The following is a 12,043-nucleotide window of genomic DNA, read 5'->3' on the forward strand; positions in this document are numbered from 1 at the left end:
GGTACCTCATATGAAAAAATTCAAGCTATACCTGTTGGCCCCGTTAGCCCTTATGCTGGCCGCCTTTTCTTGCGACAAAAACGAGGATCTGGAAGTACTAGAATCAACTGCTACGCTAATGTGGTCAGGGGACTATGCCGTCGATGGATGTGGTTTCATTATTTATTTAGAAGACAAGCAGTACAAGCCTGAGAATGAAGACGAAATAGACCCTAAATTCAAGAAAAAAGAATCGCAGGCTGTCCGCATTAAGTATATCTTATCACCGAAACCTATGGAGTATATCTGTGGTTGGAGCAAGCACAAAACAAGTGGCATCCGGCTGCTTTCTGTTAAAGAAGAATAGCCTATACCTATACATTCACGCATACCTACCTCCTAAACATATGAAGAACATCTTCTTTTCGGCTATACTAGCCTTAGTCACAACACTTGCCTTTACAGCCTGTCAAAACAATGCTGAAGGTAACGCCGAAACCGCTGATGCCACGCTGGTTTGGTCAGGCGAGTACATGGTAGATGGCTGTGGCTTTGAAGTTGAAATCGACGGAAAGCGCTTTAAACCTGACAATGAAAATGAGATTGACGAAAGATTCAAAGTGGAAGGCGAGACTCCCGTCATCATCACCTATGAAAAGCTTGGCCGCCAGCTCGACATCCGTTGCGGACTAGCTACGCAAAGCAGAGCCATGGATGCCATCCGGGTAATTTCCGTGAAGAAGAGAACCTAAGGCTCTTTACTGCTTTTTATACCTGTCTGCTGCATTACTCCCATCTCTTGTGTAACTTGCCGGGGCTAGCCAGAGCACGGCTGGCCACTGTAAACCGTCTGCCCTATGCAAATACTCGGCATTATACCTGCCCGCTACGCCTCTACCCGATTCCCTGGAAAGCCGCTCGTTGATATAAACGGCAAAAGCATGATTCAGCGGGTATACGAACAGGCTTCATCTTCTGGTTTAACTGATGTTATAGTAGCCACTGATGATCAGCGCATTCTGGACCATGTACATGAATTTGGGGGTAAAGCAGTCATGACAGCAGCACACCATCAGAGTGGTACCGACCGTTGCTTCGAAGCCTATCAGCTGCACGATCAGTCCTTTGAGTATGTGATCAACATACAGGGAGATGAACCCTTCATCAAGCCAGAGCAGATCGAACTGGTGGCTACCTGTTTCAACAACCCTCAGACGCAGCTGGCAACCCTTGTGAAGAAGATCATCACAGCGGAGGAGCTCTTCAATGTCAATGCTCCTAAAGTAGTTCTGAGCCGTCATGGAGAGGCCCTATACTTCAGCCGACAGCCTATACCTTACTGCCGCAACGTACCGAACGACATTTGGCACAAACAGCATACCTACTACAAACACATCGGAATCTACGGCTACCGTACCGACATATTGGAGCAGATTACCCAACTACCCCCTTCCAGTCTGGAGCTGGCTGAATCGTTGGAGCAATTGCGCTGGCTCGAAAACGGTTACCGTATCACGACAGCTGTCACCGAATTCGAAACCATCGGCATCGACACGCCGGAAGACCTGGAGAAAGTCAGAGAGTTGGGGAGATAGAGAGTTTGGGAGTTGAGGAGTTTAGGAGCTGTTAGGTATGGACTGAAATGACAGCTCGCAACTAAACGATCAACAATTCAGCTGATCACCAAATATTCATTAACTAACATCTATAAATCAAAACTTTACCACCTCAACAATAAACTATACCTTGAAGAACTATACCTTACTGCGGTTTGTAAAGCTGAACCTATATTTCTTTGGGATGTACGGGGTGCTGACTGCGATCTGGTATGGCTTCACCGGAAGATTTGGGGAGAAAGAGGCTACAGGGGCAGTCAGCGAGATATTGGTGAATGCGGCTATTTTCTCACTGCTTTTCACAATTGCCTTATTACTTTGGTATAGGAGGACGGAAGTTAGAATTCCAGTAAAGAACATCTCCCAGAAGGCGCTGGAGCAAAAGCTTGAGGAGATCGGCTACGAACGTATACCTGGTCATGTAAAAGGCACCGCGCAGGCATACAAGCCCCGGCCACCCAAAGCCCCGGCCCTGGCTGGCCGCCTGTTTGTACAGAAGTCAGCTAACTTCTACCACCTGCAAGGGCCGAAGAAACAGTTAAAAAGTTTAGAAATTAAAAGTTAGAAAGTTGATCTCAAGACAGCTTTCACAGTCTTTTGTTGCCTCCGCAACTTTTCAACTTCTTAACTTTTTAACTTTCTAACTTAAATCACCCTCCAGCCTTCTTCACCTTATACCCTGAAGCCTGAAGCACTTGCAGCGCTTTATCACGGAAATCGCCCTGAATCAGGATCTCACCGTCTTTGGCAGATCCGCCAACCCCACATTTGTTTTTGAGCATTTTGCCCAACTCTTTCAGGTCATCGTCAGTGCCCACAAACCCTGTGATCAAAGTCACTTGCTTGCCGCCTCGGGCTTTCTTGTCGAGCATCACTTTCAGGTTCTGCTGCTGTGGCGGAAGCGTTTCCGCCTCGTTTCCCTGCTCGTAGTCGTAGTTGAAATCAGAATTGGTGGAGTACACAACCCCCTGTCTTCCTTTTTTATTCTTGTCGCTCATCATCTTAGTTTCAAACTTTAGCGTGCTACCACATGCAACGATTGCGGCACCATGCGCACTTCAAACTCTTTTGCTTTTCCCAGATACTCCCCATCCGCATGATGCATCATGTCGTGGTCGGTCTGTACTGTTACGCCTTCGGTCTTAAAATATTCAGCACTGTCAGCACTCGCCGGCTTATTGGCCAGCATCGCATAGCTCAACTGCAGCGCTTTGATCATATCCAGTTTACGTATCAGGCACACATCCAGCATCCCGTCACGTATGTCAGCCATCGGGGCAATGTAGGCATTGTTCCCGTACTGCGCTGCATTGGCAAAAGCCATCACAAACATCTCCGTTTCGATGGTCTTACCATTGATAAGAGCCTTTACAGGAAGATGACGGTAATTGATCACTTCCTTCAATATCAGCTCCACGTAGGTCTGCAAGCCACGCTTCTTACTCCCCGCAAACACTGAACTGATGTAGGCATCAAAACCTATACCTGCCGTTGTGAAGAACGGTCGCCCATTGATGGTTCCGCTGTCAATCTTAGTCCGGTGCCCATGGTTAAGAAAGCGGATAGCCGCATCCAGGGTCAGGGGTACCTGCATATGACGAGCCAATCCATTACCAGAGCCCCGTGGAAGTATACCCAGCGCTGTGTCAGTATGCAGCAGCCCTTGCGCTACCTCATTCACAGTTCCGTCTCCCCCCACGGCTACCACTACGTCGTAGCCTTGCTCTGCAGCCTGCCTGGCCAGTTCCGGAGCGTGCCCTGCATAGTCAGTATACACGATGTCATGGTCAAACTTCTCATGGTCCAGATGGAGTTTGATGCGGGCGGCCACATCGACCTTGCTGCTGGGACCGGATGTAGGGTTGATGATGAACCGGAAATGGGGTCGTTTGCTCATATACGCTCAGGAAGGGCTAATGCCGTTGCTTTCTGGGTTAATTCTACGCAAATTAACCCAATCTGTCGGAGAATAAAAAAGCCCGGCAAATTGCCGGGCTTTCCGTTATATCGATGAACCTTTCTTATTTGAGATGGAAGGTCAGTACAGGTATGTCTGAGTGATTCACCAGATCTTCCGCAATACTGCCGCTCAGCAGGTGAGACAGGCCGGTGCGGCCGTGTGTCGCCATCATCACCAGGTCAGCTCCAATCTCTTCGGCAAAGTGCAGGATACCGTCCTCCTCGATCGTATCGTTATACACGTTGATGGTGAAGTTCTGCAAGCCGTAACGCTCAGCCGCTTTCTGCATACGCGTGCGCAGGTTACTGCTCGACTCGAAAGCGCCCGGCGTGTTAATATAGACCAGGTGCAACTGAGCGCCGAACATCTGCTGGAAGTACTTGAACTTCTCCACAGCCGTGCCAATCTCACGCTTGAAATCTGATGGCAGCACGATGTTCCGAATCTTGAAGTTAGCAATTGGCCCTTTGACAGTCAATACAGGGCACTCAGCTGTGCGTACTACTTTCTCCGTGTTAGAGCCTAAAAGGAACTCGTCCATGCCGCTGGCCCCTTTCGAGCCCATTACGACCAGGTCAACCTTATCATAGTTGATCACACGGCGGATCTTTCGGATCACATTGTCGGCATCTACTTCCTGCACCACTTCCACGCCAGCATGCTCAACAGAGCGCTCCAGATCAGCCATACGATACTTCGTGTTCTCCAGCAGTTTCATCATGTATACCTGTTCCATGCCATCTCCGCTTACCAGATCGCCGGTTGCACTGAAAGAGTAGGAATAAGGCATCTCCACCACGTGCAGCAGTTTGATAGCCGCCCCTGTCTGCCGTGCGATGGCAACGGCTACTTCAAAGGCATTGGTGGCCTGATCGGAAAAGTCGGTTGGTACAAGTATTCTTCTCATAATTTTGTGCGGTTAACTCTTATGTTTGATTTCAGGTGTAAAAATACAGGCTTGTATACGCCAGTACTATGACAATTGTCATTCCTGATGAAATATAGTGTTTTTCTTTTATATACGCCATAAAATCAGAAAAGCCCACCTGCTGAGGTGGGCTTTTCTAAAATATGCTTTAAAATCAGCTACTTAGCCGATGCGAGTGATCAAGTCAGCAGCTCTGGTAGAGTAACCTGCTTCGTTGTCGTACCAGCCTACTACCTTTACAAGGGTTTCGTTAGCTGATGTCATCTCTGCGTCGAAAATGCAAGAGTGTGTGTTGCCCACGATGTCGATAGAAACGATCGGATCCTCAGTATACTCCAGGATGCCTTTCATTTCGCCTTCAGCAGCTTTTTTCATGGCTGCGTTGATTTCTTCTTTCGTAGCTGGACGCTTCAATACAACAGTTAAGTCCGTTAGGGAACCATCCGGAACAGGAACGCGTACGGCCACGCCGTCCAGTTTACCTTTCAGGTGTGGCAATACCAAACCTACTGCCTTTGCAGCACCCGTAGATGTTGGAATGATAGAGTATGCAGCAGCACGAGCTCTTCTCAAGTCGCTGTGAGGTGCGTCCTGCAGGTTTTGATCAGAAGTATAAGCGTGTACTGTCGTGATATAGCCTTTCTCGATACCGAACGTGTCGTCCAGCACTTTCGCCATTGGCGCAAGGCAGTTAGTTGTACAAGAAGCGTTAGAAACGATTGTTTCGTCGCCAGTCAGGATGTCTTCGTTTACACCCAGTACTACAGTTGGGATATTGCCTTTAGCAGGAGCAGAAATAACTACTTTGCGGGCACCAGCCTCTAAGTGACCACCAGCGCCTTGCTCGTCAACGAAACGACCAGTAGACTCCAGCACTACGTCAACACCTAACTTGCCCCAAGGCAGGTTCTTAGGCTCGCGCTCAGCTGTGATCTGAATCTCTTTGCCGTTCACGATAATACCGTTGTCAGTGGCTTCTACTGTACCATTAAAACGGCCGTGTACTGAGTCGTACTTCAGCAGGTGAGCCAATGTTTTGGTGTTGGTCAGGTCGTTGATCGCTACTACCTCTACATTGTCCTTCTCCAGAAGGGCCTTAAAAGTAAGTCTGCCGATACGGCCAAAACCGTTAATTGCAACTTTAATTTTAGACATGGTATTTGGGATTGATTTGTTTTTAAATTTTGATGGTGCGAAGTTACGATTACAGATAAGGAAAACCAATATATTTTTTCCTGCCTGACTCCTAACGATTTAGGCAAAATAAGGTTGAAAACACAAAAAAATATTTGCCTTATAAATGCTTTGCCTTATCTTTGCACCACAATACGACAGAATGGTCCGTTCGTCTAGGGGTTAGGACTCCAGATTTTCATTCTGGCAACAGGGGTTCGATTCCCCTACGGACTACTCGAAAGCCTCTCAGTTAATTCTGAGAGGCTTTTTTGTTTCCATCAGTTACCTACTCCTCCCTCCTCTTAGATTAATAAAGCACCGGTACAACTTGTCTCATTGGATATCCAGAATCTGTGATCTCTAAAACAGAAACGCCCCATTGCCACGACTGGCAATAGGGCGTTGTCAAAGGCTTAGCGAGCCGTGCGCTGGGTTATCACATAATGGCAACTAATGTGCTAATTGACTTCAGTATAACATCACCTCCGCCTGAATCAGATTTGCTTCACAAAATCTAAAAAAACTTTCTTGTGAAGCTCAAGGTCCATATCAGGAGACAGGGCTACGCGGGCAATATAATCTTTGTCATCCTCTTTCGTCGTTCCCTGGGTGGAAGTGGCGGGAATTGTCCAGTAACATCCTTTCAGCTGCCCGTAGCTCACGCAGTATTTACTCTCATGTGGAATTTCTTCGATCATCAAATTGATCAGCTTCAGGTTTAACGCTCTCTTATAAGATTCTCTTTCTTCGTCCGTATTTCCTTTGGTAGGAAGATCCAGTGAAAAAACAGATGGCGTAAAGCCTTCTTCTGCCAACTCCTCTGAAACGAAATTGATCTTCGCTGCTGGTAAGGCCTCTTTGATGAAGTTTACAAATGCGCGTGTATTCTTGTAGGCATCTGCAATCCTTTGGTTCATAGAAGGCAATTGCTCTGCCAGTATCTCTAGTTGAAGATCTGTGGCTTCATTATCGCAAAGGATCAGGTGCTTTTCAATTTTCTCCAGCAACGCTCCGGCTTTAGTGTTGGCGACACAGTAGCCAGCAGTAGCTTTTCCGCCGCTTGGGAATTTAGATCCGCTCACATAAGATATGGTCCTGATCGAAGAGAGGATGCTATCGTCACTTGCGAACTGCACATTAGGGCAGAAGGTCTGATCTAAAATGAAAACCGGATCGATGGCAACTCCACCCGCTGTCGTCTTACGCTCTTTACTCAGCACAACTCTTAATTGATCGAGATCCGGAACCTCAACTCTTGGGTTTGTTGGAATCTCTGCGATAATGTAGGGTACAGCATCTTCTTTGGCAATATTGTCCAGTACTGTGTCGATGCTTTGCACCATATCATGGTCACCATCTACCAGAAGATCCACCACTTCGACATGTTCGATACAAGCGGCTACCCGTCTTGCCTGGTCATTCGTTCCACCATAGCAATTGGGAGGAACAATGAATCTGATTGCCTTTCCCGGATGATTATCCAGGGCATCGTGCACCAGTCCCATCATGATCGCATACTGAATAGACAGTCCGGACGAACCAACCAGGGCGTCGGTATTTGTCCCGGTGATCTTTTTGATGGAATCCAGGACACGCGTTTTGTTCTTTTCAACGTCACTTCTCTCCTGCTCAGCAGAAGTTTTTCCTGTCAGCTGCTGCAATGCAGACAAGCAATTGGCCGGAGTCATGGCAATCGTTTCTCTTCTTCGCACATGCTGGATCTCAGAGATGTAACTTTCGTTCTGTTCACCGTTGACCAATATAATGCTTCCAAAGTGAGCATGCACTTTGATGTAGAAGTCAATATTGGATCTAAGGTCAGCATAACCGATTTCCTCGTCATGCGAAACGAAAATGGTACTGCCGTTATAATCCCTTATCGCTTCTATATTGTCTACATGCTTTAAGTCAAAATTATAGCCGTAAACACGCTTTATTACGTCAGCATCAAAAGACTTTGGTAGCTCACCGGTATAAACAATTTGGGTGTTCTGGTGATTCAGCAAGTTTTTCCGGAGCACTGCTAAGATCGGGGCCGTCTTCGATGAAAAACTGATCACATTTTCAGGCCGCATATCATGCAGCTTCGCAATTGTCCATTCCAGCACGGACGATAAGGGATGCCCTAAGCGGATATAATCAAATGCAGTAGGTAACTCGCTGAGCGCTGCTGTTGCAGTATGGTTCTCTTTGAATAAAATGTCAAACTGCTCTAAGAATTGAGTTTTGGCTAATTGTTCGTTGTAAATATCCAGTCGATGCGTTGTTAGCCTCAACCAATCTGTCGGCATATTTTCTATTACAGCTTCAATGAAGTGTAGCACTTTATTGTCTTTCATAATTTTCACTTTGATGTAAGCTTCTATTATACAAAGTAGGGGAAAATATAATTTCCTGCCTAGTTTAAAACAGTGTATATATAGACTAGATCACCCATCTTATATTTTCAAAACTGATACATCAAAAGCATAACTTTATGCCCTGAAGAAGAAAGTGACAGGCTTAGTCTTCTTCCTCGGGATTCTTGTCACTGGTATAGTTATTTTTAGACGACTCCCGCTTAACTTTTTTTGCCGCTGCTTTCAAGGACGCCTGATGTTCTTTCCTTTCCTTAAATTCTTTTTGGCGCTGCTTTTTTTGTTGGTCACTTGCTCTGGTACTCATAATCTAACTTGCTTTATTAATCGCTTTTTCCTGAACCTTGCTAAACCCTATTTCCTCTTCTACTAGAAGGTATATGCTTAAACGAAATTAATTTATTTTCTGCATTAAGTGTACTACAACTTCAGGGTTCACACTCAACTGTCCATTACCTGTTTAGGAGGCTCTATAGCTTAGCCTATGGAATACGACAAAAGCCAATGAAAGCCAACTGGTAGATTCTTAGCCGATAAAATGGGGGTACTTAAGGTTAGCCTCCTTTGGCATACTCTGAATTTATAACAAGCTTTAATAGTGCTTCAGCCTGGTTACTTCACCATTATACCTGCTTCAGGATCCTGACATTGCATTGCTCCTTTCTAGATCAAGTAAAGTGTTTCAGGTAGCTGGTTTCTATCTAATCCGGTAGTTTATGAATTAATATTAGAAAACAAACGTACTACATATACACAATCAGAACCTGCTTTACATTACCTTGTAAAATATCCTGATCTCTTTGCTCATCAATCGCAATAGGTTCTAGTTTCTTTCCCAGCAGCAACGCCGTACCATACTCCCGGACTTGAGTATGCACTTAACCCAATTGAATGAAATTATACATTAAGTACATGGTCAGTAGTCGCTGCAAAGCGCTGGTGCAGGAAGAGTTAGCAAATCTTGGATTGCAATCGGAATATGTGGTTGTTGACTTAGGTCTGGTGGAGATCAACAAAGATATCACTGACATTCAGCTGGAACAGCTAAAAGAAAACCTCAGCAAATCTGGTCTTGAACTGCTCGATGACAGCAAAAGCAAACTGATTGACAGGATAAAGACACTGATAACTGACATGATCCACGAATCGGAACAACAGCCCATTGTGAATTATTCAGTTTACATAAGTGAGAAACTGGGCTATAACTACAACTACCTGGCAAACATCTTTTCAGAAGTGAAAGGAATAACGATTCAGCAGTTCATCATCATCCATAAAATAGAGAAAGCAAAAGAGCTGCTGTTTTATGACGAACTCTCTCTTACTGAAATCGCCCACCGACTGCATTACAGCAGTGTTTCCCATTTATCCAGCCAGTTTAAAAAAGTGACAGGCCTTTCCCCTACATTTTACAAGAAAATCAAAGATAAACGGGAGAGTGTGCTCGAAAACCTGTAATTTTTGAAACATACTTGAATAAGTATGTAAAGTTTTCCCTTCTATTCCCCTCACCTTTGTGCTTTCATTGTACATGCTATTTCCGGTTGCAAGTTGCATACCGTGACGCATGACTATACCTGGCTCGCATCATCTATCTTAACATAAGGTGTTAAGACATCAGGCTTAAATATAACTATCTGTACTGGTTACACCTCGACCTGCAAGTCCAGTATCATACCTCTTTCCTAAACGCTTACGTTTGCCTATGAACCTTAAAAAATTAGTAACCGGAAATACTTCTTTCGATCATATATCCCATGGCGGTCTACCAATTGGACGAACCACCCTGGTGGCGGGAAGTTCCGGTAGTGCCAAAACACTGTTTGGGGCACAGTTCCTGGCAATGGGCATCCAGCTGTTCGGTCAGCCGGGTGTATTTGTCACCTTTGAGGAGCAAGTAGATGATATCCGGAAAAACCTGAGAAGCTTTAACTGGGATATTGACACCTGGGAAGAGGAAGGGATGTGGGTCTTTGTGGATGCCGCCCCCAAAGAAGAAATCATTATTGCTGTCGGTGATTTCGACCTGAGCGCATTCAGAATTAGGCTGGAAAGAGCCGTGATGAAGTGCAAAGCACAGCGTGTTGTGATTGATTCCATAGGCAGCATTTTCACGCAGTTTCACGAAGAGACGCATACCATCAGGCGGGAGTTGATACAGGTGGCGCTAACATTGTCACGCCTGGGTGCAACGTCTATCATCACCGCGGAGCGCGTGGAGGAGTACGGCAACATCACTCGCTTTGGAGTAGAGGAGTTTCTGACGGATAATGTAGTAATACTCCGCAATGTACTGCATAACGAGAAGCGCAGAAGGACCATCGAAATTCTAAAGTTCAGGGGGAGTGACCATGAAAAAGGTGAAAATCCTTTTACCATTAATCCGGAGAAGGCGATCGTTATTATTCCTTTATCAGCCATGATCATGGAGCACAACTCTTCTAATGAGCGGGTTACCTCCGGTATACCTACCCTGGACGAGATGATAAACGGAGGCTTCTACAAAGGATCCATTAACCTCGTTTCCGGAGCCATTGGAGCTGGCAAAACATTGCTGGTGGCAAACTTTATTAATGGAGTACAGCAGAAAAAGGAGCGCTGTCTGCTAATGGCCTTTGAGGAGAGCAGCGAACAGCTATACCGGAACGCGGCTGGGTGGGGTATAGACTTCAAACAACTGGAAGATCAGGGACTCCTGAAAGTTATTTGTGTCTACCCTGAAATCTCTTCTTTGGAAGATCATTTCATCAACATCCAGGAGATTGTGAAGACCTTTAAACCAGACAGAATTGCAATTGACAGCTTATCTGCCTTGTCGCGCGCATCTTCAGATAAGGGCTTCAGAGAGTTTATTATCGCGTTCACGTCCTACCTGAAGCATCAGGAAATCACAGGATTGTTTACGTCTAATACGCCCTTGCTAGCAGGCGGCACATCTGATACCGAGGGCAATATCTCTCCTATCACTGACTCTATTATCCTGCTGCGCTATGTAGAAATGTCTGGTGAAATGCAGCGGAGCATCGCCGTGCTTAAGATGCGCGGCTCCAAACACGACTCTTCTATCCGGAAGTTTACGATCACGGATAAGGGTGCTAACATAGGAAAGCACTTCGAAGGCATTAGCGGTATCCTGACAGGGAACCCGATGCTTGTTAAGCTTGCTTAGAATTCGATTACAGTACACCCATAGTAGCCGGTTGATTCCGGAGCTTTTAGCCAAGATAAAAAAATGAGCATGCATGTATTTCAGCTCTTTATCAACGGACATAGCCTTAATTCTATTGAGGCTGTGGACACACTTCTTAAAATATGCAGGGAAAATTTAAATGGCAGATACCAGCTTGAGATAATTGATATCCAAAAAGATCCGGATAAGGCAGAAGAGGCGGGCATTATCGCCATACCTACTCTGATCAGAATGGAGCCAACCCCCATTAACCGGATCATAGGAGCTCTCAATGTAAGAAGTCGCGTATTAGCTGGATTAGGTATTTCGAGCATGCATAAATAAGCCTGGAATTATAAGCTTAATTAAGTATTATCGAAGATCTGCCTTGCTTTACTTTCAAGAATACTAGCATTATACCATCTTCCGGCTCTACCTATTCTGTGAAGTTCAGCAGAAACTGTGATTAAATCACAGCGCAGACCTTTAAGTCAAGTGTTTGTAATTTATTTATTGTATATTGTAAAAAATAATGAACGTATATACCTGCAGATATGTAGTAGGAATATAATAACAAACACAATAATGAATACAGGAACAGTAAAATTCTTCAATGACCTGAAAGGATTCGGGTTTATTAAAGAGACAAATTCAGATCAGGAATACTTTGTACATGCATCTGGCTTAGTTGACGAGATCAGAGAAAGTGATGAAGTGAGCTTCGATCTTCAGGAAGGAAGAAAAGGATTAAACGCGGTAAATGTAAAGCGCGCTTAGTTCTAAGCCATATTTACTAAAAAGCCTTACCTCCGGTAAGGCTTTTTTATTGCTGCTACAACATCACGAGCTTTAGCAGCC

The 12,043-nt window shown here is 45.3% G+C and carries 14 protein-coding genes and 1 tRNA gene; 9 read left to right on the forward strand and 6 right to left on the reverse strand.

All coding sequences use genetic code 11. From position 1 onward, the window contains the following. The first annotated feature begins 10 nt into the window (after positions 1-10). From AC5FX6_RS06225 to AC5FX6_RS06240, 4 genes are all read left to right on the forward strand, one after another. A complete protein-coding gene (locus AC5FX6_RS06225; protein WP_493596157.1) occupies positions 11-346 on the forward strand; it encodes a hypothetical protein in 336 nt (111 codons plus the stop codon). Between the two features lie 40 nt (positions 347-386). Next, entirely contained in the window at positions 387-731 is a 345-nt protein-coding gene (locus AC5FX6_RS06230; protein WP_493596158.1) for a hypothetical protein, read from the forward strand. A gap of 105 nt (positions 732-836) precedes the next feature. Then, positions 837-1,574 carry a 3-deoxy-manno-octulosonate cytidylyltransferase gene (gene kdsB / locus AC5FX6_RS06235; RefSeq protein WP_493596159.1) on the forward strand — a complete coding sequence of 246 codons (738 nt, stop codon included), beginning with the start codon at positions 837-839 and terminating at the stop codon, positions 1,572-1,574. 151 nt (positions 1,575-1,725) lie between these two features. Then, positions 1,726-2,160 carry a hypothetical protein gene (locus AC5FX6_RS06240; protein ID WP_493596160.1) on the forward strand — a complete coding sequence of 145 codons (435 nt, stop codon included), beginning with the start codon at positions 1,726-1,728 and terminating at the stop codon, positions 2,158-2,160. A gap of 85 nt (positions 2,161-2,245) precedes the next feature. Here the strand turns inward: AC5FX6_RS06240 and AC5FX6_RS06245 are convergent, their stop codons facing one another. The 4 genes from AC5FX6_RS06245 to gap form a co-directional block, all read right to left on the reverse strand. After that, positions 2,246-2,593, reverse strand: a complete 348-nt coding sequence (locus AC5FX6_RS06245; RefSeq protein WP_493596161.1) for a translation initiation factor — start codon at positions 2,591-2,593, stop codon at positions 2,246-2,248. Between the two features lie 17 nt (positions 2,594-2,610). Continuing rightward, positions 2,611-3,492: a diacylglycerol/lipid kinase family protein gene (locus AC5FX6_RS06250; protein WP_493596162.1), complete on the reverse strand. Its 882-nt coding sequence runs from the start codon at positions 3,490-3,492 to the stop codon at positions 2,611-2,613. A 124-nt stretch (positions 3,493-3,616) separates the two neighbouring features. Beyond that, positions 3,617-4,462 (reverse strand): universal stress protein, encoded by an 846-nt coding sequence (locus AC5FX6_RS06255; protein ID WP_493596163.1) that lies wholly within the window; start codon positions 4,460-4,462, stop codon positions 3,617-3,619. 183 nt (positions 4,463-4,645) lie between these two features. Beyond that, positions 4,646-5,638, reverse strand: coding sequence for a type I glyceraldehyde-3-phosphate dehydrogenase (gene gap / locus AC5FX6_RS06260; protein WP_493596164.1), 993 nt, complete (start codon positions 5,636-5,638; stop codon positions 4,646-4,648). 183 nt (positions 5,639-5,821) lie between these two features. Between gap and AC5FX6_RS06265 the strand changes: the two genes are divergently transcribed. Continuing rightward, positions 5,822-5,893, forward strand: a tRNA-Glu gene (locus AC5FX6_RS06265). Between the two features lie 260 nt (positions 5,894-6,153). Here the strand turns inward: AC5FX6_RS06265 and AC5FX6_RS06270 are convergent. Together AC5FX6_RS06270 and AC5FX6_RS06275 are read right to left on the reverse strand one after the other, a co-directional pair. Continuing rightward, positions 6,154-7,950, reverse strand: coding sequence for a cystathionine beta-synthase (locus AC5FX6_RS06270; RefSeq protein ID WP_493596165.1), 1,797 nt, complete (start codon positions 7,948-7,950; stop codon positions 6,154-6,156). Between the two features lie 211 nt (positions 7,951-8,161). Next, on the reverse strand, positions 8,162-8,323 hold the full coding sequence (locus AC5FX6_RS06275; protein WP_493596166.1) for a hypothetical protein: 162 nt from the start codon (positions 8,321-8,323) through the stop codon (positions 8,162-8,164). 584 nt (positions 8,324-8,907) lie between these two features. On the opposite strand from AC5FX6_RS06275, the gene AC5FX6_RS06280 reads away from it, so the two are divergent. The 4 genes from AC5FX6_RS06280 (at position 8,908) to AC5FX6_RS06295 (ending at position 11,962) form a co-directional block, all read left to right on the forward strand. Further along, complete coding sequence (locus AC5FX6_RS06280; RefSeq protein ID WP_493596167.1) at positions 8,908-9,474, forward strand: helix-turn-helix domain-containing protein; 567 nt, start codon at positions 8,908-8,910, stop codon at positions 9,472-9,474. Positions 9,475-9,721: 247 nt separating this feature from the next. Beyond that, positions 9,722-11,185, forward strand: a complete 1,464-nt coding sequence (kaiC, locus tag AC5FX6_RS06285; protein WP_493596168.1) for a circadian clock protein KaiC — start codon at positions 9,722-9,724, stop codon at positions 11,183-11,185. Positions 11,186-11,248: 63 nt separating this feature from the next. After that, positions 11,249-11,530, forward strand: coding sequence for a circadian clock KaiB family protein (locus AC5FX6_RS06290; RefSeq protein ID WP_493596169.1), 282 nt, complete (start codon positions 11,249-11,251; stop codon positions 11,528-11,530). Positions 11,531-11,770: 240 nt separating this feature from the next. Next, the gene (locus AC5FX6_RS06295) at positions 11,771-11,962 is read left to right on the forward strand and encodes a cold-shock protein (RefSeq protein WP_493596170.1); all 192 of its coding nucleotides are present in this window, start codon (positions 11,771-11,773) and stop codon (positions 11,960-11,962) included. Positions 11,963-12,043 lie beyond the last annotated feature (81 nt).

The organism is Pontibacter sp. LHS2 (assembly GCF_058932845.1).

Coding starts and splice junctions, on each gene's coding strand:
- AC5FX6_RS06270 (WP_493596165.1), bottom strand. CDS start 7,950: ATGCCGACAGATTGGTTGAGGCTAACAACGCATCGACTGGATATTTAC.
- kaiC (WP_493596168.1), top strand. CDS start 9,722: ATGAACCTTAAAAAATTAGTAACCGGAAATACTTCTTTCGATCATATA.
- kdsB (WP_493596159.1), top strand. CDS start 837: ATGCAAATACTCGGCATTATACCTGCCCGCTACGCCTCTACCCGATTC.
- gap (WP_493596164.1), bottom strand. CDS start 5,638: ATGTCTAAAATTAAAGTTGCAATTAACGGTTTTGGCCGTATCGGCAGA.
- AC5FX6_RS06295 (WP_493596170.1), top strand. CDS start 11,771: ATGAATACAGGAACAGTAAAATTCTTCAATGACCTGAAAGGATTCGGG.
- AC5FX6_RS06230 (WP_493596158.1), top strand. CDS start 387: ATGAAGAACATCTTCTTTTCGGCTATACTAGCCTTAGTCACAACACTT.
- AC5FX6_RS06290 (WP_493596169.1), top strand. CDS start 11,249: ATGAGCATGCATGTATTTCAGCTCTTTATCAACGGACATAGCCTTAAT.
- AC5FX6_RS06245 (WP_493596161.1), bottom strand. CDS start 2,593: ATGAGCGACAAGAATAAAAAAGGAAGACAGGGGGTTGTGTACTCCACC.
- AC5FX6_RS06255 (WP_493596163.1), bottom strand. CDS start 4,462: ATGAGAAGAATACTTGTACCAACCGACTTTTCCGATCAGGCCACCAAT.
- AC5FX6_RS06275 (WP_493596166.1), bottom strand. CDS start 8,323: ATGAGTACCAGAGCAAGTGACCAACAAAAAAAGCAGCGCCAAAAAGAA.
- AC5FX6_RS06250 (WP_493596162.1), bottom strand. CDS start 3,492: ATGAGCAAACGACCCCATTTCCGGTTCATCATCAACCCTACATCCGGT.
- AC5FX6_RS06280 (WP_493596167.1), top strand. CDS start 8,908: ATGAAATTATACATTAAGTACATGGTCAGTAGTCGCTGCAAAGCGCTG.
- AC5FX6_RS06225 (WP_493596157.1), top strand. CDS start 11: ATGAAAAAATTCAAGCTATACCTGTTGGCCCCGTTAGCCCTTATGCTG.